The organism is Marinomonas sp. 63XJN7_9_ISO-PGPR-S23-217 (assembly GCF_056173515.1).
This window is the reverse complement of record NZ_CM149678.1, coordinates 2,251,637-2,272,104: the sequence shown is the minus strand read 5'-3', so window position 1 is coordinate 2,272,104 and position 20,468 is coordinate 2,251,637. Positions and strand designations below refer to the sequence as shown.

The window sequence follows — 20,468 nt, the reverse complement described above, 5'->3', positions numbered from 1 at the left end:
AATCATCTGGTGAATGGCGCAATCAAGCGTCTTTTCATCTTAATGAAACAAGCGGTCTAGCGTCTGTACGCCAGCGAACTGACACCATAAGGCAGGAAGGTTAGTTTTATAGGAAGACAAATCCGTTAGACAAGACAAAAGGACAATCAATTATGTTACGCAGCATGCACGATTTAGAGAGATACACCATTGCCGCCACTGATGGCAATATAGGCGAAGTGACGGATTTCTTGTTTGATGACGAAGAATGGGTTGTGCGTTATTTCGTCGTTGAAACTGGCAGCTGGCTATCAAGCCGTAAAGTCTTGATCTCTCCTATTGGCATAGAAAAAGCCAACTGTCGAGAAAAAGTCTTTCCCGTCGCCGTCACCAAAGAACAAGTGAAAAACAGCCCAAAAATTGACACAAACCAACCTGTTTCCCGCCAACACGAGATCGATCATTTAGGCTACTACGGCTATCCCTATTATTGGGGTGGCACTGGCTTCTGGGGCGGCGGCATGTATCCGTATTCATTGTATCCAGGTTTTGGTCATTACCCAGATACCAAAGAAGAATCAGACAGCGCTACGCTTGCTCATGAAAAGGCCAAACGCGAATTACATCAAAACGATGATCCAAATCTACGCAGCTGCAAAGCCATCATCGGCTACAAGATCCACGCCATCGATGGTGAAATGGGGCATGTTTCTGGGCTATTAATTGAAGACAATACCATGGCGGTTCGCTACTTCATGGTCGACACTACCAATTGGTTTGGTGGTCACAAAGTGCTTATCTCGCCAGAGTGGATAGAAGACATGGATTGGACTGATAGTTCAGTCTCCATCAACTTAACTCGTCATCAGATAAAAGAAGCGCCCAAGTACCACACCACCAAAGATCTAAACCGAGAGCACGAGCTAGCAGTTTACGATCATTATGGGTTAACTGGCTATTGGGCAAGAGGTGAAAAAGCCAATCTAGTAAAGCAAGATTAACGCTTGCCCCCCCCTTATCTAAGCACTAAAAAAATGGACTGCACCTCGCAGTCCATTTTTTAAACCGCAACATCAAAAGCATTCCCAACCAGTGCCGTCGTCGCCATGGCTAACGCACCCCAAAAGCCAACTCGCACTATGCCAGTAAGCATTTTTGCACCACTCAAATACGATGAAATCGCCCCTAAAATAGCGAGAAACACCAGAGACAACACAGCGATAACAACGGACAAATTGGCATCATCATGATAAAAATACGCCGTCATCAAAGGCAATGCCGCCCCCAAGGTAAAACTCAATGCTGAAGAAAAAGCCGCCGTTATAGGTTGCGCAGCTGATAGGTCAGAAATCCCGATTTCATCTCGAGAATGCGCCGCAAGTGCATCGTGCGCCATCAGCTGTCGTGCCACTGTGATGGACAGTTCTGGTTCCACACCTCGCTGCTGATAGATGTCCGCCAACTCGATCACCTCTTCTTCGTAATTCTGTTCAAGGGATTTTTTTTCATCCTGCAAATCAGACTTTTCCGTATCGGCCTGAGAACTCACCGATACATATTCCCCCGCCGCCATAGAAATAGCGCCAGCGACTAAACCTGCTGTTCCCGCAACCATGATCGCCGTGTGTCCAGAATTGGCCGACGCCACACCAATAATCAAACTTGCCGTGGAAACAATACCGTCATTCGCCCCTAAAACAGCAGCTCTTAACCAACCTACTCGATGTTGGCGGTGATGTTCCTGATGAGACCCTGTGGCTTGATTAGATCCAGTAACTTGATTAGACATAGAAACGTTATTCCTCTGACTATGTGTCTGCTATTTATCCCAATGGTAGGCTATTCGACTTAATAAGAAATTTAAGTGAAAACATCCACAAATCATGAAAAATTCAGCGTTTATTCAATTCTGGCTCACACTCAAAGTCGCCCCCATGAAAGAACGCCTTCAGCCGATTTCTTGGTGAAAAATGCGGTTACCCATTTCAGCTTTGTTTGTAGTGATCTTCGCGCCAATATAGAGCGTAAGCGTTCATTCTAGGACTTAGAGCTTCGTAGAGACATCTTATTACGAATCGATGAACACGCTGAAGTGTTCATCGAATTAAGTGAGATCTGATTTCCAACCATCTCCAATAGTTTTTAATTAAAAAACCATCAAGGCAACTGATTTCTAAGAACAACGATGTGCTTTTGTAAGCCGTCAATTTCATCCAATAACTCTAAGCTGAACGCGGCCCCAGACAAGTTTAGTTTCAGTCCATCCATTAGTCGTTGAGCCCGCTGCAAGCGCATTAAAGCTTGGCTATTAAAGTACCAATTATCTAATGAAGACTTTTCAACAGGATCAGCGATACCATACTCCACCATTTCAATAATCATCTCAGTATGGACATTACAGCGTTCACAAACCTCTTCTAAGGTAAATAATATATGCTCATGTCGAGAGTCAATTATCACTATCTCTGATTTAGACATTACCTACCTCTCGAAGGCTTGGCGTGGATTAAAGTGAGATTCACACTCAGCTAGTTGTCGGTAAAGCGCTTTAGCTTCACTGCTGTGTTCTTTTGGTAAACTGATCTGCAGGGTCACAATTTGATCACCAGATATTTCCCCACCTTTACTAATCAAACCTTTGCCTTTGATACGCAGCTTATTACCACTATTCGCTGCTTGAGGAATTTTTAATTTTACTTTGCCTCTGATGGTTGGTACTTCGACCGTTGAACCTAATGCTGTCTCCCAACACGTAACGGGCAACGTCAGTAAAATATTCATCCCGTCGACCGTAAAGTATGAATGTGGGGCAAACTCAATTTCTAGTAGCAAATCACCTGCTTTACCGCCACCAATACCTAGTTCTCCCTGACCAGTCAAACAAATATGCTGACCTTCTGTTACTCCTGCTGGAATTTTTACGTTTAATGTTTTGTCTCTTTGTTTTATCGATCCATTTTGGTCTGGTTCGGAAACTCGCAAAGCTATTTGTCGTTGACAACCAACAAACGCCTCCTCAAGAAACAAAGCGATTTTATAATGTAAATCTCGTCCACGGCGATTCGTCGACCTTTGAAACCCCTCTGCTTGACGATAGCTGCCGCCATTAGCACCAAAAATCGAATCAAAGAAATCACTAAAATCCTCATCAGTCCTCTGACTGTGTGCTCGATTGCCTGCATGAGAAGATTGCCAATCTGGTGGTGGCTGATAGCTGCCGCCAGATCTATGCGTCCCTTGTGCTCGCAATAAATCGTATTCGCCGCGTTTTTCTGGATCTTTTAAAACGGCATAAGCTTCGCCTACGTCTTTAAATTGTGCTTCAGCATTTTCTTCTTTACTAACATCTGGATGATATTTTCTAGCAAGTTTTCGATAGCTTGCCTTGATCACGGAAGCATTTGCTTTTTCATCGATGCCCAAAATTTTGTAATAGTCTTTAAACTCCATGCTGCCTCATTTCCATCGCCCCAACCAGCTTGCTTACTCGTGTCCCTGCGGTGCCTTTGACGATTAACTCAAGTTCTTCTAATGACCCAATGGCAGCGACTTTGCCTGTCTTCTCGGCAAACTGCTTGGCGGCATTTACTTTCGGCCCCATGGAGCCAGTGGCGAAGTCGTAGTTGGCGAGATCAGCAGGATTAATGCTTTTAATACCGCGCTGTTGTGGCATTGCCCAGTCCAGATACACCATCTGAACATCGGTCGCCATGATGTATAAATCGGCCCCCAGTTCCCGCGCGAGCAGTTCGCTGGATAAGTCTTTGTCTATCACGGCTTCGACGCCTTTTAGATGATGATCCGCGTCATACATGGTAGGAATGCCTCCACCGCCACTGGCGATAACGATGGTATTTTTTTCTAATAACCAACGAATCGGACGAATTTCAAAAATACGTTTTGGCAAGGGCGAAGCCACGACTCGACGCCATTTTTTGCCGTCTGGTTTTATCGTCCAGTTGTTGTCTTGGGCGAGTTTATTGGCTTCCGCTTCTTCGTAAACGGGGCCAATAAACTTGGTGGGATTGTTAAACGCGGGGTCTTTGGGATCGACTTCTATCATGGTTAATAGTGTTGCCAATGGCCGTTCAGCGGGAACAAAATTGCCCATTTCTTGTTCTATCATGTAACCAATCATGCCCTCGGTTTCGGCACCGAGAACATCCAGCGGATACAGCTCATCCGGCTTATAGGCGTTGCCTTGCAATGCCAACAAGCCAACTTGCGGGCCATTGCCGTGAGTAATAATTAGCTCATTATTGATGGCGATTTTTGCCAGAGCTTGCGCCGCAATTTTAATGTTCTCGCGCTGGGCTTTTGCCGTTAACGGCTGACCACGTTTCAACAAGGCGTTACCACCCAAAGCCACGACTATTCTCATATTCCAGTCCTTTTAATTAGGCGTGAATGTTAATGACCCAAAGTAGCGACAAGCATCGCCTTAATAGTATGAAGACGATTCTCCGCTTGCTCGAACTGAATGCTGGCTTCCGATTCAAACACTTCGTTGGATACTTCCATTTCTTCGATGCCGAATTTCTGGAAGACTTCTTCACCCACGTCGGTGTCACGATTATGAAAAGCTGGCAAGCAATGCATAAACTTGGTGTTGCTGTTGCCCGTCGCCTTCATCAAATCGCTATTTACGCGGTAAGGCGTGAGTAATTTGATGCGCTCTTCCCAAACAGAATCCGGCTCGCCCATGGAAACCCACACATCAGTATGAATAAAATCACAGTCTTTCACGGCGGCGTTTACATCCTCGGTAATAGTCAGCGTCGCGCCATAACGTTTTTCTAAATCTCGTGCAGGTTTTAAGAATTCGTCGCTTGGCCATAAAGATTTAGGCGCAGCAATGCGCACATCCATGCCCATTAAACAGCCTGCAACCATCAATGAATGTCCCATATTGGAATGGGCATCACCGACAAAAGCATAGCTGATTTTATTCAACGGTTTGCCGCTGTGCTCACGCATAGTGAGCAAATCCGCCAACATTTGTGTTGGATGAAATTCGTCGGTCAACCCGTTATAAACTGGCACGCCAGCGTATTTCGCTAACTCTTCCACGACTTCCTGACCAAAGCCACGATATTCAATCGCATCAAACATACGACCCAACACCCGAGCTGTGTCTTTCATGGATTCTTTCTTACCGATTTGCGAACCAGAAGGGCCTAAGTAAGTGATCTGTGCACCTTGGTCAAACGACGCCACTTCAAATGCACACAGAGTACGAGTTGAGGACTTCTCAAAAATCAGACAGATGTTCTTGCCCTTCAAGCCCTGCTGTTCCATGCCTGAGTACTTTGCACGCTTTAAATCGCGGGACAAATCCAACAAAAAACTCACGTCTCGCTGGCTAAAATCTAACAATTTTAAAAAATTCTTATTCCGTAAATTAAACAAAATATTTACACCTTATTGATCAAAAAAAAACCCTCAACTACTGGGGACTAAAAAACTGACGCGCCATGACGTAGCGAGCGCAGTAGTCGTTTTTTAGTAAGAAACAGGGTCACGCCAAACAGGACACGTCATACAATGGCCGCCACCACGACCTCGGCCTAGCTCCGCCCCACTCACGGTAATCACTTCCACGCCTGCTTTGCGAAGCAAGGTATTGGTGTAGGTATTTCTGTCATAAGCGACGACAACGCCAGGCTCTAGCGCGATAACGTTGTTGCCATCGTCCCATTGCTCGCGTTCTTTCTGATAATGATCGCCACCGGTTTGCACGACGTTGAGTTTTTTGATGCCTAAGCAGTCCGCAGCGAGTTCAAACAGATGTTTCTTCTCTTTACGGAAATCAATTTGCCCAGCGTGATCACTAGGTCGCAAGGTATAACATTGGATCTCGTCACAAACGTCCGTGAAGGCGGTGACAACATCGCGATCACAATGACTAAACACGGTATCCAAATGCATTGCCGAACGAGAACGCGGCATTTGGCAAGCCATCACGCGGGTTGCTGCGCCCTGCTCAAACAATCGTTTAGCAATTTGCCCAACCGCTTGTGGTGAAGTCCGTTCACCCATGCCGATTAACACAGAGCCATTACCCCACGCCATGACATCGCCGCCTTCAGCGGTGGCTGGACCATGATCCAGATCTGGATCGCCCCACCAAATTTTGAACTCGCCATTATTAAAGGCTGTAGCAAATTCAGGATGAAAACGATACACCGCCGTGACCAACAAGGTTTCTGGTCGACGTGCTGGCCAAAACATCGGATTCACTGTGACACCGTTGTAAATCCAACTGCTGTTATCACGCGGAAACTGAGTATTAGGTAATGGCGGAATAACAAAACCATCGCCACCAAGATAATTACCAAACATGCCATGAGGTTTAAAAGGCAACTCGTGGACAGAAATACCACCAATCAGATAAATAGCCAGTTGCTCAGCAGGCATATCATCAAGCCAGCTACGCAGCTCATTTAGCATGCCAACGCCCACTTGATTTTCGTTAATGCGGCGATCAAGAACCCAATTTCGAGCGCCTTTATCGCGCACGGTTTCTTCTAATAACTGCCCAAATTCCAGCACATTAATGCCACGGCTTTCCATTTTCATGCAAAAGTCCATGTGATCAGTACGTGCTTGTTGAACCCATAACACATCGTCGTACAGCAGTTCCGCGGCATTCCTGGGAGTGAGACGAGAATGAGCAAGGCCCGGACGGCAAACGATGACTTTACGTAGTTTGCCGACTTCGGAGTGAACGCCAAATTCGATCATAGCTTTTCCTTAAAATGAGAAAATCCTGTTAATAAGAGATATCGAGAGCTGAGTTACTTATTTGATTAACGACTTAGCCGATTAAGGCGATAACGCTGAGAGAGCTCATAATGATGAGACAAAGAATCAACAGCAGCGGCCAAATAAAGCGCAGCCATCTTTCGTAAGGCACTTTGGCGATAGCAAGCCCCCCCATTACCACGGCAAAAGTAGGATTAAATAAATTCACTAAGCCATTGGCCGACTGGTACGCCGTCACGACCAATTCACGACTCACACCAGAGAAATCGGCCAGTGGCGCCATAATCGGCATGGTTAATACCGCCAAACCTGACGAGGAAGGAACAAAGAATGATATCAACACTTCAATGCCAAACATCACATTGATAAACAGCACATTCGACAAACCGCTTAAGCTTTGCTCGCCCAAATGCAAGATGGTATCTGTCATGTGACCTGCGTCCATGATGACTACAATGCCACGAGCAATACCAATGATGATGGCGACTCCTAATAGATCTCGCGCGCCATTAATAAAGACTTCGGTGAAGGTTTTTTCGCCCATCCAAGTAACAAAACCGATCAGCACAGACGAAGCAATAAAGAGCGCGCCCATTTTTGCCATCCACCAACCTTGGCTCGACACACCCCAAATCATCACCGCAAAGGTTAAAGCGAAAATCACCAAGACAAACTTCTGATTTAGCGTCAGCATGGCATCACCGTCGGCATTGGATTTTTTACCAAATTGCGCTTCGATGTCCGCTTTATGATCGGAAACGATAGACTGCTCTGGGTTTTGTTTGATTTTTGCCGCGTAGCGCATCACATACACCACACAGGCCAACCAACCAGTTAGCAAGATAAAGAAACGTAAAAACATGCCTTGCGTGAATGGAATGTCGGCAGCATTGGCGGCAATGACGGTCGCAAACGGATTAATAGTGGAACCAAGCGTTCCGATGCCTGCGCCCAACAGAATAATGCCCACCACCACGACAGAGTCGTAACCCGCGGCGATCATCACTGGAATCAACAAGGCATAAAACGCCAGCGATTCTTCCGCCATACCATAAGTGCTACCACCAATCGCAAACAGCGCCATCAAAATCGGAATCATCCATTTTTCATGACCTTTAAGCTTCACCATTGCGCGGGAAATACCCGTATCAATCGCGCCTGTTTTGGTGACAACACCTAAGAACCCACCAATGATTAACACGAACAAAGCCACATCAATGGCCGCGGCTTCGTAACTGTCTGGATTATAAAAACCGGCAATCGGCGCAAGGAAAATATCCACCACACCTTGCGGGTTAGAATCCACTTGCTGATACGTACCGGGAACCGGTACTTCCTTACCCAGCGTCACGTTTTCGACGCGGTCATACTGCCCTGCTGGCACCACCCAAGTGCCTGCTGCCACCAAGGCAATCAGCAGAAACAGAATGGTATAAGCGGTTGGGAATTTAAATGTCATTGTTAACGTCCTATGAAAATATGGGCAATTTCAAAAATCAAAAAAGAAAAACAATGAAAGCCATATTTTCATTTAATATTAAAAAAGCACCCTGGCAATATCATTTACTAACAAGGTGCTTTTAAAATCATTGAAAATCAAATCATTCTCTCTTAATAAGCTTTAAATTAATTTTTAAAAAGCATCACCCTTTACTTTCTCTTATTGTTCCAATTGAAAACTCGAAAGAATTAATTGCTAAGTCATTCAGTATCGCTTTTGGTCTAGACATTTCGGTATTCGAGATAACAATATCCACTCGACGATTATGCTGACGCCCAAGTTTAGACTCGTTGGTATCTAATGGATTCCTTTCCCCATTCGCTACCACTGTTAAACGACCAGAATTAATACCTTTATCCACCAAATAATCTCTAACCGCCAAAGCTCGATGTTGGGACAACCTTAGATTAAGTGCCTCGCTACCAACGCTGTCGGTATTGCCCTCTATCACAATACTGCGATCTTCATACTTATTAAGGAAGACAACCAACTTATCAAGATCAATCAACACTCTCGGCTGCAGCTTTGCTTTGCCTGTCGCGAAAGACAAATCCCCTAGCGTCATGATCATGCCGCGATTGGTCGCTTTAGCATTAAGTATGCCTAGTTGTCGCTGAAATTCTTGACTGCGATTACGCTCTGTATCGGCTTCCATCCTTAGTTTTTTGGTATCGGCCTTAGACTGCATTGCGTCATTACGCGCCACGCCCAATTCCCGATTCCTTGCCGCTAATTTGGCCTCGTTACGCTGTTGACTAAGCTGCTTACGATCTAAAACCAACATTCGGCTTTTTGCTCGGTTTTCAGCGATCTCTACTTTGGCGTCAGCCATAAACATTAAATGGCGACCTAACATTTTGTCCGTTCTTGGTTCTTCAGCCGCCTTAACCGCCTGCTCGGCATCATTAAACTCTAGCGGCGCAGACTGAATTAACTGAGAATTCATCTGCAAGTGCGTCAACTTAGCTCGTACATTATTCATCCCTTCGGGCTTCGCTGCTGGGCCTGCACAGCCCGCAACTACAAGCAAAGAAGCCATACCAGCCACTTGATAAAACCGAATATTTAATACACTCATGAACCCACTCCTACATTGCGATCCATTTCTTTTTTCAAGGCATCAATACCTTCTTCAATCGCCGTATTGACTTGCTGCTCTTTAATTAACGTCGCCTTAGCGGATGCTAATTCAGCAGCGACTTGTGACTCTTTAGCCAGATAAGTAGCAAGAGGCATTTCCTCCATTTCCATCGCTACCCGAGCCTGCTGAAGCTTGTTACGCGCTTCAACTAATTCTGGTGAGGGATAACCATTCACACCATTTCGGTCAGCATCTTCAATAGCTGTTTCAGCGGCTTGTAAAGCGCCGTACATCTTGGGTTGTTGGTTATGCGAGCAAGCAGCCAGCAAAACGACCATAGCTACCAAAGATGAGCCTTTCAGCACATGACGGCGCAGTGAAAAAAACGATTCCTGCATAATTTGACTCATACCTTGTGTCCTCTTAAATCCCTTAAACATGCTCTGATGAGTCATGAGGGTGTTGAAATAAAAACAATAAAAATATTTTTCTTAATCCACAGCTTTTAATTATTAAAAATCTCTTTTTTAAATTAAATACAACTCAATCAATTTACAGGGTGTATTTAGACCTTGTATGTACGCCAACACACAAATAAATAAATCAGTAACAAAAAACTTTTAAATAAAATATAAAAACATTAAGTAATAGACTCTGTTCGCAAACGCACTGACAACGTAAATTAATAGGCATAGGCTCTGGTAAAATCTAAATCAACAAAACGGATTTCATTATGACTAAACAAATGCAAGCAGCCGTGGTCGAACAATTCGGCCAAGGTCTCGTTCTTAAAGAAATGGATATTCCGACTCCTGGTCCAGGGCAAATCTTGGTGAAAACCGAGGCCTGTGGTGTTTGTCACACAGATTTGCATGCTGAAGCAGGCGACTGGCCAGTGAAACCCTCACTTCCGTTCATTCCCGGTCATGAAGGCATTGGTATTGTGGTGGCATTAGGTGAAGGTGTGACTGCCGTAAAAGAAGGCGATCGCGTCGGTGTACCTTGGCTCTATTCGGCCTGTGGCCACTGTGAGCACTGCCTTGCTGCTTGGGAAACTGTGTGTGGCGAAGCCGAGTTTGGCGGTTACACCAAAAATGGTGGTTTCGCTGAATACATACTCGCTAACCCAAATTACGTGGCTCACATTCCTGCTGGCTTATCTGCCACAGAAGCCGCGCCGTTAATCTGCGCGGGCATTACCACTTACAAAGGCCTTAAAGAAACCAAAGCAAAACCGGGTGACTGGCTGGTTATTTCTGGTATTGGTGGCCTTGGTCATTTGGCTGTTCAATACGCTAAAGCCATGGGCTTGCACGTTTGTGCAGTTGATATTGATGATAAAAAGCTCGAACACGCCACCCAACTTGGCGCGGATTCCGTGGTCAATGCCAAACAAGAAGGTGCAATTGAGGCCGTAGTCAAAGCAACAGGTGGCGGTGCTCATGGCGTATTAATCACTGCACCTTCGCTAATTGCGTTCAATCAAGGGGTTGCCATGACACGCAAACGTGGCATTTGTGTATTGGTTGGTTTGCCACCAGGTGAATTCCCAGTGCCGTTATTCGACGTAGTTGCTAACTGCGTCACCATTCGCGGCTCGTTCGTGGGCACACGCCAAGATATGGCCGAAGCATTAGCCTTTGCCGCCGAAGGCAAAGTAAAAGCTGACATTGAGCTACAGCCATTGTCTGCCATTAACGATGTATTTAAACGTCTGGAAAATGGTGATGTTCCGTCACGAGTGGTTATTGATTTCGCAACGATTTAATAAACATTTGAGCTCATCTTTCTAAATAGATAGGAGACTGACCATGCAATTCAATGATTATTACAAAACCTTAGAAGTAGAACTCACCGCATCGGCGAAAGAAATCAGGGAGTCTTACCGCAAGCTTGCCCACAAATATCATCCAGATATTTCTGAGCAGTCAAATTGCGAGCCCTTATTCAAAGAAATTACTGAAGCCTATGCCGCATTAAAATCATCAGGCAGACAATCAGGTCATGGCAGCCTTTATACACAGGCCAATTGCATCGAGCTTTAAAAACAAAGCTTGCTAAGTTCGCTGACGAACAGACCTGGGCTTTGCCTTCACTTAGTCTAGAAAACAATAGAGTTGCGTTTAACATCCACCACAAAAAAGGAATGCATAATGAAAACGTCTAAGATAGATGGTCATACTCCAGATCATAGTCAAAGCCATAACAGCACAATGGATAAAGTCTCTACTGAATTCAGTCACTTTCTGTCCGACATAGAAGACTTGGTGAAAGCCAGCACATCTGTTACTGGCGAAGAATTGGAGCAAGTACGAGCAAAAATTAATGACTCAATCTCTGCGGCAAAAGCCTCTATAAATCACACTAGTGCAACGGTTTCTGGTGCAGCAAAAAAATCTGCTGTAGTGGCCAATACCTACGCCCATGAAAAGCCTTGGCAAGTGATTGCAGCCAGTGCCTTAGTCGGTATTGTATTCGGAGCCTTGTTAGCGCGACGCTCTTAAACAGCTTGTCTAACACAAATAGTAGTGTTTCTCGAATAAGAGCCAGCCACATGCCATATTACGCCATATCTATGAGGTCGGAGAATGCACTGCAAAGCGCATTCAATCCGTTAAATAATTGAAGAGCCTGCAACGATTACATTCAGCCAAAGAGCGTCTTATTGGCCAAACCAGACTGTACTGGCGGTTGATGAAAGTAGAATGGGTGGAAGAAAAAAGACGACTCAAACAAATGCTCACAGCAGCCTGTATTGGCTTTGCCTGTTTTATTTGTTTCTGTCTCTTCTTTGGTGTGCTTGTCATCGCCTTATGCTGGAACACAAACTATTTAATTAGCGCGATTGCGTCGGTATGCATTCTTTACGGTGTTATTTCGTATTTTGCCTGTCGGCGCTTCTTCGCCCTATTGACTCATCCAGATGGATTTTTTGCCGCAACACGCGCAGAAGTTGCCGAAGACATCGAGATAATTAAGCAAAATATTCTATGAATTATAAAGCGCTATCCAAACAAGATTTAGTCAAACAGCGGGAGTCTTTACGCCTTGAATTAGAGGAAAACCGTCGCACTATAAAACGCATTGCCATTGATTCCGACAATACATTTCCTCGTAGCATTCTGATGCGCCTACTGACCAAAAACAATGTCGTCGACCTCGCATCAAAAGTGTCCTACATGGCGATCAGTATCAGCTTAGTAGGAACACTTTCGAGAGGAATTCAATTCATCAACACAACACGAAAGGCGTTTCATAAATCGGTATAAAAAAGCACATTATCATAGCTATTTTTTGGGCAAGGAAGACTTTTTTGCCAAAGAATACGCTTTCGGTAAAGAATAGGTTTTCGGCACAACATATGGCAACAAACGATCGGTCTCTGTCTTCACCACGGCATAACATTCGCAGCTCAACTCTTCGAGTTTCGATCTGTCTAGCACGGTGATATGACCTCGGTGATAATCGATCACCCCAAGCTTTTGTAATTTGCCTGCTGCTTCGGTGACGCCTTCTCGGCGTACGCCCAACATATTAGCAATCAATTCTTGGGTCATGGTGAGATGGTTATCGGGCAAACGATCAAGTGACAATAACAACCAGCGACACAATTGTTGGTCAATAGAATGGTGACGATTACACACAGCGGTTTGCGCCATTTGGGTGATCAAGGATTGCGTATAACGCAGCATCAACTCCAGCAGCTTACCGTGTCGATTAAATTCTTCCGTTAGCATGCTGCCTTTTAAGCGATAAGCATATCCAGCGCTTTGCACCACCGCTCGGCTCGACGTACTTTCGCCGCCCATAAATAATGCAACGCCAATTAAACCTTCATTGCCAACTACGGAAATTTCGGCAGACGCGCCACTTTCCATGACGTAAAGCAAAGACACGATGGCATCAACAGGAAAGTGTACATAAGCTAATTTATCGCCCGCCTCGTACATCACCTGCCCTAGTTCCAGTTTTTCCAATTCAAGAAAAGGAAAGATACGAACTTGAACTTCCTCAGGAAGCGCAGCTAGAAGATGATTTTGTAATGGCGAAAAAGTCGTATCGATTGCATCATGCATTGGATAATTCTTAGGTATTTTTCAAGTGAGAAATCAGGTCGCAACAAAGCGATAGAATGACACTTCTATCAATTAATTACTCAAAGTTCTGTGCGCTAGCGAACACACTACTCTTTATTTTATGATTTACTCACTGAAATCATGATCTAAATTCTAATTTAAAGCATTAAATCCAGATAACACATCGGATAACTCTTCATCGATGTCACTTTGACGCAGACGGTGAAAGGTTTGATTGAGGTTTTCTTGTATTTCATCGATGTTTTTTTCTGCTCGCTGCATGGCGGCAAGTCGGCTGGCGTTCTCACTGGCAAGCGATTCCGCACAGGCTCGAAAAAGACTAACAAACAGATATTCACGTACAAAAGCACGACGTGTTTGATCTTGATCTGGCATCACTTCCACAAGGTTATTACTTGGCCAATCAATCGCTACAAGCTCTTGTTGCCAAGCCGTGTCCAAAGGCAAAAGTTGCTGACTCACGGGGCGAGAAATCGAATTGGCTTCGGGCTTATGATGAAACAAAAATACTTGGTCAATCAGTCCTTGATCTCGTTTTGCTTCCAGCTCGATTAAAATCTCGCCTACCAATCCAGTAATAGTGTTGATGGAATGAGGTAACTCAAAGCTTGCTTCGGTGTTTAAATCTGTCTCTATCAAGCGAGACTCAACCCGCTCGCCTACGGCCCAAAGCATCTTATTACCTGATAATTTTGCCAAAGAATCGACCACAAACTCGACCATGACTTCATTGAACTGTCCGACTAGACCTTGATCCGAGCCAAATACAATCACGACGATGGCGGGTGCGTCTTTCTGAGATCGATTAACGATTACCGCAGGCTGTTCTAATTGGGTACTTTGCGACAAACACGCCGACAATCCCAATTGCACATTTTGATAATAATCATCGAGCGAATGCACGGCTTTTTCGTATTGACCAATGCTCGACGACGCGATGGTTTTCATACTGCGCACTACAGATTTTAAGTCTTGGGCGCTGGTAATTTTGTGACGCAAACTGGCGATACTGTCTGTCATCTTGGCTCACCTAAATCTGTGTCGGTGTTAAAGATTTCAAGTGCTTGGCGTGCAAGTTCTAAAATCACGGCTTTATCTTCTTTGCTTAATTTGTCGGTGCTTTCTAAACGCTCAACCATATCATCGGTGATTTTCGCAGCGGCATCCCGAACGATTTGCTCCGCGGCGGGCATATTGTCTAACTCAATGTCATCAAACAAATCTGCGGTCAAGGCGACTAACACGGCGATTTGTTCTGCCATGGACACAGGCGCAAATTCAGGCTGTTTCAAGCAGGCTCGAATGCGTCGACCATGTTCAATGATTTTCAGCGTATCGTCGTCTAATCTCGCGCCAAAACGCGCGAAGGTTTCCAGTTCCTCGAATTGCGCATAAGCCAATTTAAGGTCCACCGTGACGCCGCGATATGCGGCTCTTTGTGCTTTACCGCCCACACGAGACACTGATTTCCCCACATCAACCGCGGGTAAAATACCCAGCTCAAACAACGCCGGCGAAAGGTAAATTTGCCCATCAGTAATAGAGATAAGATTGGTCGGAATGTACGCCGAAATATCCTGTGCTTCGGTTTCGATAATCGGCAGCGCCGTCAATGAACCGCCGCCTAGTTCCTCGCTCAGATGGGTCGCTCTTTCTAACAAGCGCGAATGAATATAAAAAATATCGCCGGGAAAGGCTTCTCGCCCTGGTGGACGACGCAACAACAAAGACAATTCACGATAAGCGCGAGCATGATGCGTCAAATCATCGTAGACAATCAGTACATCACGACCTTGCTCCATAAAATATTCGGCAATGCTGGTCGCCGCGTACGGTGCAACATAGGCCAAGCCCGGTGGCTCGTTGCCTTCTGTCACTACCACGACTGTGTATTCCATCGCGCCTTGTTCCCGCAAAGCGGCAATAACTTTGGCAACACCAGACGCGCGTTGGCCAATAGCACAATAGACACACAAAACGTTTTTGCCACGCTGATTGAGAATCGTGTCCATGGCAATCGCCGTCTTGCCGGTTTGTCGGTCACCAAGAATCAATTCTCGCTGGCCACGCCCTACTGGTATCAAGGCATCAATCACTTTAATGCCCGTTTGCAACGGCACACTCACGCCAGCTCGATCCATAATGGCTGGCGAAGGTCGTTCGATGGGAAAACGCTCGGTAGTTCCCAAATTGCCCTTGCCATCCAAAGGTTTACCGATTGGATTAATAATACGGCCAATCAAGCTATCGCCAACCGGCACATCGACCACGTGACCAAGCCGTTCGACTTCATCACCGGCTTGCAAATGCCAGTATTCGCCAAGCAACACCACGCCAATTTCGTCTTCATCGACATTAAACGCGATGCCATAAATGTCACCGGGAAAAAGCAATAACTCGTCGTAGCCAACATTAGGCAAACCAGATACCTTGGCAATCCCCGTGGCGACACTGGTAATTTTGCCGATTTCCCGTGGTGACATAGCGGGTGCGAACGATTCCCGAGCCTGTTTTAAATCAGCAAATAACCCGTCAAACATCGACATCATGAAGCCTGCTCTTGGCTTTTCTCAAGCTTAGGGCTTTCGTCTTGAACAGCATTATGAGAAAGCATCACGTCATTGACTCGCTTGGTCAGCGTGGTCAGGTAATCAGCGATGCTCCAGCCAATTTTATGGCCGTGGGAATTGATCTCAATCCCGCTGATCAAGTGAGCATCCGTGGCAAATTCAATCACCACACCATCGCCCAATAAGCCATGTAACGCCTTGGTAATCTGGGTGATTTGTTTTTTAGGCAGATCAAACGCCGTGTGCACGATTAATGCTTCAGTCGAATCTTGAAAAGCCGCTTGCAAAGTGGCCTTTTCAGCGTCCGCTAATGCGTCTAAACGCTTCACAAAAACGTCTGCCATACTGGCTTCCAAACTGGTGCCAGCCAGATCACTAAGCGCTTTGCGGACGATGGCAAACACTTCTTCTCGTGCTCGCTGGCTTAGGGAATCCTTCAAGCTCAGTTGTTCGTTTTTAAGCGCCAGCTTAAGCTTGCTGCGCAGCGCGTCGGACTCTTGTCGCACCTCTTCAAGCAATCGCGTCCGCTCAACTTTCGCTTCTTCACCGACTTTGTTCATCTGCGCCGTGCGCTGTTGATCGAATTCCGTGTTCTTTTGCTGGAACGCTTCCCGCTGCAGCTCGGCTTCAGCTCTTTTATTGTCGGCGTCGGCCAGCTCATCGGCAATGCGTTTTTCACGAGCGTCAATCGTGTTCAAAATAGGACGATACAAGAAATGCCTAAGCAACCAAACGAGGACCAAAAAATTGATCAGTTGCGCAATGACGGTAAACCAATCGATCAGCATGATTTATTGACCTGCCGCTTGAGCAATGCCGTAATTCCAAAAAGGATTGGCGAATAGCAAAATCATCGATACGACAAAACAATAAATCGCCGTGGATTCGATCATCGCCAACCCCACAAACAAGGTTCGCGTAATCGTCGCCGAGGCATCCGGTTGCTGAGCCAGAGAGGTTAACGCCGTCGCCACCGCTTTACCTTCCCCTAATGATGGCCCGATTACACCGATGGCAATTGTTAGCCCTGCGGTAATAATCGAAACCATTGCAATCATTGTCATGCTGTCCATAGTTACTCCGTAAATGTTCATCGTTTTGATTCGTTTGTTTTTTGAGTTTCTGGTTGTTGAGCTGCTTTTTTCCGCGCTTGTGTTTTGGAGGAGCGAGTCGCCGCTGCGATGTACACGGTAGCAAGAATGAAAAAGATATAAGCCTGCACAATGCCGGTTAACAAGCCCAGCAAGGTCATCACAATCGGAAATAAGAACGGCGTAATAGTCAGCAATATTGCGATGATCATCGCACCGCTCATCATATTGCCGAACAATCGTACCGCCAACGCCAAGGTTCGCGACACTTCGCTGATAATATTAAACGGCAGCATAATGATGGTTGGCTTGGTATAGGAAGACAGATAGGAACCGAAACCTTGCTCTTGAATACCAAACAAAGGCACAGCAACTAACACACACAATGCCAGCGCCGCCGTGGTGGAAAGCGAACCCGTCGGTGGTTCGAAACCCGGAATAATGGTGCAAAGTGCAGACACAGCGATAAACAAAAATAAAGTTCCCAGAAAACCGATGTATTTTTGCGGCTGGCTTAAACCTACTTCTTCGATTTGTTTGTTAATGGTGATCACCACCACTTCTAGCGCATTTTGCCAGCGCGAGCGTTGAAAATTGTTGGACAGATTTCGAGTGATCAGAATCGACCCAACCACCAGCACCGACATCACCAGCCAAGTAAAAACTATGGTGGCATTAAGCGTTAGAAAACCCATTTGCCAATACACAATGAGATCTGGAGTCAGGTTCATAAACGCTCTTCTGTATGAGAATTTTTTTCTTTAAGCGTGTGAATCGGATTGATAATGACGGGGTTGTCTTTCAAACGAATCAGCCGCGTCGCGAACAAACGCAAGACCATAAAGCCAAGTAAACCTAACAATAATTTTTGCCAGTCATTACCCAGAAACACATAAAAACTCACCATTACCACGCTAATGCGAAACAACATACTGAATAGAAACAACGGCGCAACCACGCTACTAGAGCCCAATCGGCGCACTGTCCACCATAGCCCAGCAAAATAAAAAATCCCTAATAGCACGCCAACCAAGATGGCATAGGCAACACCACCCCAAAAGTTGTCACCAAAATCAATTAACATCATCATTGTCCTCCGGTTGGTGAATGTCTTTGTCTTCTTTTTGCACCCAGTGCCAGGCATTGAAGCAGCCTAAACACAGGCCAACGACCAGCAACGCCAGCGTCCACGAACGGTCACTGGGATACGCACCATCCAACCAAATGCCCAGTGCCGCGCCAAGCACAGTCGGAATCGCAATCGACCAGCCGACCAACCCCATCATGCCCAAGCCAGACCAGACAGTTTTGGTCACGTGTCGCTGTGCTTTTAGCTTACGCGCAGCGACTGAGCCAACTTGCTTGCTGTAGTTGTTTTTCGGTTTGTGATCTAGAGAGCGATTTAGATTGTGATCTAGATTACGGTTTGGTTTAGTCGCGTTTTTGTCTTCATCATCGTCTTTCATGGCAAACTCGCATCCTGCTTAAAGGCCACTAAACGCTGAACAAAACCGCTTTCCATCTTGGTCAATGCCGAACGCATTTTTTGTTCTTGCTCATCAAGCTGAATAAACTCGTCTTCTAGGGCGTGACGTAAATCTTCTAGTCCCATGCCATTCATAGCGTTACGCACAGAAATCCGCACATCGGCTCCAGTTTTCACCAATACGCCTTCATCTACGGCAATATAAGCTTCTTCTTCGACTTCAATCACTAAAATGCCCGCCGACAAAGACGCCACACAATCCAATCGATTCGGTAAAATGCCAAACGCCCCTTGTGGTGTGGTTGCGACGATTCTCAGCACTTTTTGTTCTTCGCTAAAGACTTTATGTGGCAGCAAAACTTTAAGCGTCATGTAGGCTTGTGGCATCTGCGTCCTCCTCGGCTTTTGGTTTATCTTCTGGGGCTTGTTTGCTTTTTTCATGGGCTTCATCAATCGCACCAATCATGTAAAGCGCGCTTTCTGGATAGTCTGCAAATTCATCCTGTAAAATGCGCTCGCAGCCATCTAAGGCATCATCAAGACTGACCAATTTGCCAGACATGCCAGTGAATTGTTCGGTGGTAAAAAAGGGCTGAGTAAGAAACCGTTCTAAGCGACGCGCACGTCCGACAACCTTGCGATCTTCGGGTGAGAGCTGCTCCATACCGAGCATGGCAATAATGTCTTTTAACTCGCTGTATTGCGCCAAAGTGCGACGAATTTCTTGCGCGAGATCGTAATGGCGTTTGCCAATAATACTCGGCGTCGCCATTTTGGAACTGGACTGCAAAGGATCAATAGCGGGATAAAGCCCTTCGCTGGCGCGTTTACGGGATAACACTATGGAAGCAGAAAGGTGAGAAAAGGTATGCACAGCAGCAGGATCGGTAAAATCGTCGGCAGGCACATACACCGCCTGAATCGAGGTAATCGCACCACTACCGGTATTGGCAATGCGCTCTTCAAGTTGTGACAACTCGGTGCCCATGGTCGGCTGATAACCCAAACGCGCTGGCATTTGTCCCATTAAGCCAGACACTTCCATGCCCGCCTGAATAAAGCGAAAGATATTGTCCACCAGCAACAAGACATCACGATGTTCGTCATCACGGAAATATTCCGCCATGGTCAAGGCAGCATGACCGACGCGAAAACGCGCACCCGGTGGCTCGTTCATTTGCCCAAACATCATCACCATGTTGTCCAGCACGCCCGCTTCTTTCATTTCGCGATAAAGCTCTTCGCCTTCTCGGCAGCGTTCTCCGATACCGCAAAAGATACTCACGCCAGCATGTTGGCCGACCATGTTATGAATCATCTCGGTCAATAAGACGGTTTTACCCACGCCCGCGCCGCCGAACAAACCCGCTTTGCCACCGCGTTCTAATGGCATTAAGACATCGATCACCTTGATGCCCGTTTCGAATACTTCGGTCTTGGTGGAACGTCTTGCTAATGGTGGCGGTTCGTTATGAACCGAACGCCATGCAACGTCGATCGGCGCATCTTTTTTGTCAATGGCATTGCCGAACCCATCAAACATGCGCGACAAAATCCCCTTGCCTACGGGTGTTTGTAGTGGCTCGCCAGTGTCCTCAACTTGCATACCTCGGGCGAGACCTTGCGTCGGTGTTAACGCAATACCGCGTACCCGCTGATCATCCAATTGGGAAAACACTTCGATAGCAATGCTGTTGTCTTTGCCAGTGCGTAATAAAGTACGAATCGAAGGCAACTGATTGTCTGACGATATATTGTCAAAGCGGATGTCCACGACACTGCCGCGAATCGAAATCACAGTGCCGAGATTTTGAGATGTAGTGGATGGCATAGGCTTCGAAAAATCCTTGGTCTAAAAATGGAGACAGAGAAATGCCAACACAGTGTAATAAAAAAGC

Annotated in this window: 26 protein-coding genes; 7 read left to right on the top strand and 19 right to left on the bottom strand. The window is 46.0% G+C overall.

From position 1 onward, the window contains the following. The first annotated feature begins 152 nt into the window (after positions 1–152). Positions 153–980 (top strand): PRC-barrel domain-containing protein, encoded by an 828-nt coding sequence (locus tag AC0VYI_RS10635; protein WP_475449203.1) that lies wholly within the window; start codon positions 153–155, stop codon positions 978–980. A gap of 59 nt (positions 981–1,039) precedes the next feature. Here AC0VYI_RS10635 and AC0VYI_RS10630 read toward each other — a convergent pair whose 3' ends face one another. After that, a complete protein-coding gene (locus tag AC0VYI_RS10630; RefSeq protein ID WP_475449201.1) occupies positions 1,040–1,768 on the bottom strand; it encodes a VIT1/CCC1 transporter family protein in 729 nt (242 codons plus the stop codon). Between the two features lie 75 nt (positions 1,769–1,843). On the opposite strand from AC0VYI_RS10630, the gene AC0VYI_RS10625 reads away from it, so the two are divergent. Next, a complete protein-coding gene (locus AC0VYI_RS10625; RefSeq protein ID WP_475449199.1) occupies positions 1,844–2,020 on the top strand; it encodes a hypothetical protein in 177 nt (58 codons plus the stop codon). Positions 2,021–2,136: 116 nt separating this feature from the next. On the opposite strand, the gene AC0VYI_RS10620 is transcribed toward AC0VYI_RS10625, so the two are convergent. From AC0VYI_RS10620 to AC0VYI_RS10585, 8 genes are all read right to left on the bottom strand, one after another. Beyond that, positions 2,137–2,457 carry a chaperone modulator CbpM gene (locus AC0VYI_RS10620; protein WP_475449198.1) on the bottom strand — a complete coding sequence of 107 codons (321 nt, stop codon included), beginning with the start codon at positions 2,455–2,457 and terminating at the stop codon, positions 2,137–2,139. Positions 2,458–2,460: 3 nt separating this feature from the next. Beyond that, positions 2,461–3,429 (bottom strand): DnaJ C-terminal domain-containing protein, encoded by a 969-nt coding sequence (locus tag AC0VYI_RS10615; protein ID WP_475449196.1) that lies wholly within the window; start codon positions 3,427–3,429, stop codon positions 2,461–2,463. Beyond that, positions 3,419–4,360 carry a carbamate kinase gene (gene arcC / locus AC0VYI_RS10610; protein ID WP_475449194.1) on the bottom strand — a complete coding sequence of 314 codons (942 nt, stop codon included), beginning with the start codon at positions 4,358–4,360 and terminating at the stop codon, positions 3,419–3,421. Before arcC ends, AC0VYI_RS10615 begins: the two co-directional genes overlap by 11 nt. 29 nt (positions 4,361–4,389) lie before the next feature. Continuing rightward, entirely contained in the window at positions 4,390–5,391 is a 1,002-nt protein-coding gene (gene argF / locus AC0VYI_RS10605; protein ID WP_475449812.1) for an ornithine carbamoyltransferase, read from the bottom strand. A 90-nt stretch (positions 5,392–5,481) separates the two neighbouring features. Beyond that, positions 5,482–6,723, bottom strand: coding sequence for an arginine deiminase (locus AC0VYI_RS10600; RefSeq protein ID WP_475449192.1), 1,242 nt, complete (start codon positions 6,721–6,723; stop codon positions 5,482–5,484). Positions 6,724–6,796: 73 nt separating this feature from the next. Further along, positions 6,797–8,203 (bottom strand): YfcC family protein, encoded by a 1,407-nt coding sequence (locus AC0VYI_RS10595; protein WP_475449190.1) that lies wholly within the window; start codon positions 8,201–8,203, stop codon positions 6,797–6,799. 184 nt (positions 8,204–8,387) lie between these two features. Beyond that, positions 8,388–9,323: an OmpA family protein gene (locus tag AC0VYI_RS10590; protein ID WP_475449189.1), complete on the bottom strand. Its 936-nt coding sequence runs from the start codon at positions 9,321–9,323 to the stop codon at positions 8,388–8,390. Beyond that, positions 9,320–9,736, bottom strand: coding sequence for a DUF4398 domain-containing protein (locus AC0VYI_RS10585; RefSeq protein WP_475449187.1), 417 nt, complete (start codon positions 9,734–9,736; stop codon positions 9,320–9,322). Before AC0VYI_RS10585 ends, AC0VYI_RS10590 begins: the two co-directional genes overlap by 4 nt. Before the next feature lie 323 nt (positions 9,737–10,059). Here AC0VYI_RS10585 and adhP point away from each other — a divergent pair, with 323 nt between their 5' ends. The 5 genes from adhP to AC0VYI_RS10560 all read left to right on the top strand — a co-directional run bounded on the left by adhP (position 10,060) and on the right by AC0VYI_RS10560 (position 12,595). Next, positions 10,060–11,094, top strand: coding sequence for an alcohol dehydrogenase AdhP (gene adhP / locus AC0VYI_RS10580; RefSeq protein ID WP_475449186.1), 1,035 nt, complete (start codon positions 10,060–10,062; stop codon positions 11,092–11,094). 43 nt (positions 11,095–11,137) lie between these two features. Next, a complete protein-coding gene (locus AC0VYI_RS10575) occupies positions 11,138–11,371 on the top strand; it encodes a DnaJ domain-containing protein (protein ID WP_072842244.1) in 234 nt (77 codons plus the stop codon). Positions 11,372–11,479: 108 nt separating this feature from the next. Further along, positions 11,480–11,830, top strand: a complete 351-nt coding sequence (locus AC0VYI_RS10570; protein ID WP_475449184.1) for an ElaB/YgaM/YqjD family protein — start codon at positions 11,480–11,482, stop codon at positions 11,828–11,830. 118 nt (positions 11,831–11,948) lie between these two features. Then, positions 11,949–12,320: a phage holin family protein gene (locus tag AC0VYI_RS10565; protein WP_475449182.1), complete on the top strand. Its 372-nt coding sequence runs from the start codon at positions 11,949–11,951 to the stop codon at positions 12,318–12,320. Then, a complete protein-coding gene (locus AC0VYI_RS10560; RefSeq protein ID WP_475449181.1) occupies positions 12,317–12,595 on the top strand; it encodes a hypothetical protein in 279 nt (92 codons plus the stop codon). Before AC0VYI_RS10565 ends, AC0VYI_RS10560 begins: the two co-directional genes overlap by 4 nt. 18 nt (positions 12,596–12,613) lie before the next feature. On the opposite strand, the gene AC0VYI_RS10555 is transcribed toward AC0VYI_RS10560, so the two are convergent. The 10 genes from AC0VYI_RS10555 to atpD form a co-directional block, all read right to left on the bottom strand. After that, positions 12,614–13,402 carry a Crp/Fnr family transcriptional regulator gene (locus AC0VYI_RS10555; protein WP_475449179.1) on the bottom strand — a complete coding sequence of 263 codons (789 nt, stop codon included), beginning with the start codon at positions 13,400–13,402 and terminating at the stop codon, positions 12,614–12,616. Between the two features lie 153 nt (positions 13,403–13,555). Beyond that, positions 13,556–14,443: a F0F1 ATP synthase subunit gamma gene (locus AC0VYI_RS10550; RefSeq protein ID WP_475449177.1), complete on the bottom strand. Its 888-nt coding sequence runs from the start codon at positions 14,441–14,443 to the stop codon at positions 13,556–13,558. Further along, on the bottom strand, positions 14,440–15,972 hold the full coding sequence (locus tag AC0VYI_RS10545; RefSeq protein ID WP_475449175.1) for an alternate F1F0 ATPase, F1 subunit alpha: 1,533 nt from the start codon (positions 15,970–15,972) through the stop codon (positions 14,440–14,442). Before AC0VYI_RS10545 ends, AC0VYI_RS10550 begins: the two co-directional genes overlap by 4 nt. Beyond that, complete coding sequence (locus AC0VYI_RS10540; protein WP_475449173.1) at positions 15,969–16,781, bottom strand: F0F1 ATP synthase subunit B family protein; 813 nt, start codon at positions 16,779–16,781, stop codon at positions 15,969–15,971. Before AC0VYI_RS10540 ends, AC0VYI_RS10545 begins: the two co-directional genes overlap by 4 nt. A gap of 3 nt (positions 16,782–16,784) precedes the next feature. Then, complete coding sequence (locus tag AC0VYI_RS10535; RefSeq protein WP_067217971.1) at positions 16,785–17,066, bottom strand: F0F1 ATP synthase subunit C; 282 nt, start codon at positions 17,064–17,066, stop codon at positions 16,785–16,787. A gap of 17 nt (positions 17,067–17,083) precedes the next feature. Continuing rightward, positions 17,084–17,815 (bottom strand): F0F1 ATP synthase subunit A, encoded by a 732-nt coding sequence (locus tag AC0VYI_RS10530; RefSeq protein ID WP_475449171.1) that lies wholly within the window; start codon positions 17,813–17,815, stop codon positions 17,084–17,086. Then, on the bottom strand, positions 17,812–18,174 hold the full coding sequence (locus tag AC0VYI_RS10525; protein ID WP_475449169.1) for an N-ATPase subunit AtpR: 363 nt from the start codon (positions 18,172–18,174) through the stop codon (positions 17,812–17,814). The genes AC0VYI_RS10530 and AC0VYI_RS10525 overlap by 4 nt, the downstream gene beginning before the upstream one ends. Then, positions 18,158–18,550, bottom strand: coding sequence for an AtpZ/AtpI family protein (locus tag AC0VYI_RS10520; protein ID WP_475449167.1), 393 nt, complete (start codon positions 18,548–18,550; stop codon positions 18,158–18,160). The genes AC0VYI_RS10525 and AC0VYI_RS10520 overlap by 17 nt, the downstream gene beginning before the upstream one ends. After that, on the bottom strand, positions 18,547–18,957 hold the full coding sequence (locus AC0VYI_RS10515; RefSeq protein ID WP_475449165.1) for a F0F1 ATP synthase subunit epsilon: 411 nt from the start codon (positions 18,955–18,957) through the stop codon (positions 18,547–18,549). The genes AC0VYI_RS10520 and AC0VYI_RS10515 overlap by 4 nt, the downstream gene beginning before the upstream one ends. After that, positions 18,932–20,401 carry a F0F1 ATP synthase subunit beta gene (gene atpD / locus AC0VYI_RS10510; RefSeq protein WP_475449163.1) on the bottom strand — a complete coding sequence of 490 codons (1,470 nt, stop codon included), beginning with the start codon at positions 20,399–20,401 and terminating at the stop codon, positions 18,932–18,934. The genes AC0VYI_RS10515 and atpD overlap by 26 nt, the downstream gene beginning before the upstream one ends. Positions 20,402–20,468: the final 67 nt, after the last annotated feature.

What these genes read in the sequence shown, in the direction of transcription:
- AC0VYI_RS10545 (WP_475449175.1), bottom strand. Translation starts at nt 15,972, where the DNA reads ATGATGTCGATGTTTGACGGGTTATTTGCTGATTTAAAACAGGCTCGG.
- AC0VYI_RS10600 (WP_475449192.1), bottom strand. Translation starts at nt 6,723, where the DNA reads ATGATCGAATTTGGCGTTCACTCCGAAGTCGGCAAACTACGTAAAGTC.
- AC0VYI_RS10620 (WP_475449198.1), bottom strand. Translation starts at nt 2,457, where the DNA reads ATGTCTAAATCAGAGATAGTGATAATTGACTCTCGACATGAGCATATA.
- AC0VYI_RS10595 (WP_475449190.1), bottom strand. Translation starts at nt 8,203, where the DNA reads ATGACATTTAAATTCCCAACCGCTTATACCATTCTGTTTCTGCTGATT.
- AC0VYI_RS10540 (WP_475449173.1), bottom strand. Translation starts at nt 16,781, where the DNA reads ATGCTGATCGATTGGTTTACCGTCATTGCGCAACTGATCAATTTTTTG.
- AC0VYI_RS10535 (WP_067217971.1), bottom strand. Translation starts at nt 17,066, where the DNA reads ATGGACAGCATGACAATGATTGCAATGGTTTCGATTATTACCGCAGGG.
- adhP (WP_475449186.1), top strand. Translation starts at nt 10,060, where the DNA reads ATGACTAAACAAATGCAAGCAGCCGTGGTCGAACAATTCGGCCAAGGT.
- AC0VYI_RS10555 (WP_475449179.1), bottom strand. Translation starts at nt 13,402, where the DNA reads ATGCATGATGCAATCGATACGACTTTTTCGCCATTACAAAATCATCTT.
- AC0VYI_RS10630 (WP_475449201.1), bottom strand. Translation starts at nt 1,768, where the DNA reads ATGTCTAATCAAGTTACTGGATCTAATCAAGCCACAGGGTCTCATCAG.
- AC0VYI_RS10560 (WP_475449181.1), top strand. Translation starts at nt 12,317, where the DNA reads ATGAATTATAAAGCGCTATCCAAACAAGATTTAGTCAAACAGCGGGAG.
- AC0VYI_RS10525 (WP_475449169.1), bottom strand. Translation starts at nt 18,174, where the DNA reads ATGATGATGTTAATTGATTTTGGTGACAACTTTTGGGGTGGTGTTGCC.
- AC0VYI_RS10550 (WP_475449177.1), bottom strand. Translation starts at nt 14,443, where the DNA reads ATGACAGACAGTATCGCCAGTTTGCGTCACAAAATTACCAGCGCCCAA.
- AC0VYI_RS10635 (WP_475449203.1), top strand. Translation starts at nt 153, where the DNA reads ATGTTACGCAGCATGCACGATTTAGAGAGATACACCATTGCCGCCACT.
- arcC (WP_475449194.1), bottom strand. Translation starts at nt 4,360, where the DNA reads ATGAGAATAGTCGTGGCTTTGGGTGGTAACGCCTTGTTGAAACGTGGT.
- AC0VYI_RS10615 (WP_475449196.1), bottom strand. Translation starts at nt 3,429, where the DNA reads ATGGAGTTTAAAGACTATTACAAAATTTTGGGCATCGATGAAAAAGCA.
- AC0VYI_RS10530 (WP_475449171.1), bottom strand. Translation starts at nt 17,815, where the DNA reads ATGAACCTGACTCCAGATCTCATTGTGTATTGGCAAATGGGTTTTCTA.
- AC0VYI_RS10515 (WP_475449165.1), bottom strand. Translation starts at nt 18,957, where the DNA reads ATGCCACAAGCCTACATGACGCTTAAAGTTTTGCTGCCACATAAAGTC.
- AC0VYI_RS10590 (WP_475449189.1), bottom strand. Translation starts at nt 9,323, where the DNA reads ATGAGTGTATTAAATATTCGGTTTTATCAAGTGGCTGGTATGGCTTCT.
- AC0VYI_RS10520 (WP_475449167.1), bottom strand. Translation starts at nt 18,550, where the DNA reads ATGAAAGACGATGATGAAGACAAAAACGCGACTAAACCAAACCGTAAT.
- atpD (WP_475449163.1), bottom strand. Translation starts at nt 20,401, where the DNA reads ATGCCATCCACTACATCTCAAAATCTCGGCACTGTGATTTCGATTCGC.
- AC0VYI_RS10570 (WP_475449184.1), top strand. Translation starts at nt 11,480, where the DNA reads ATGAAAACGTCTAAGATAGATGGTCATACTCCAGATCATAGTCAAAGC.
- AC0VYI_RS10575 (WP_072842244.1), top strand. Translation starts at nt 11,138, where the DNA reads ATGCAATTCAATGATTATTACAAAACCTTAGAAGTAGAACTCACCGCA.
- AC0VYI_RS10585 (WP_475449187.1), bottom strand. Translation starts at nt 9,736, where the DNA reads ATGAGTCAAATTATGCAGGAATCGTTTTTTTCACTGCGCCGTCATGTG.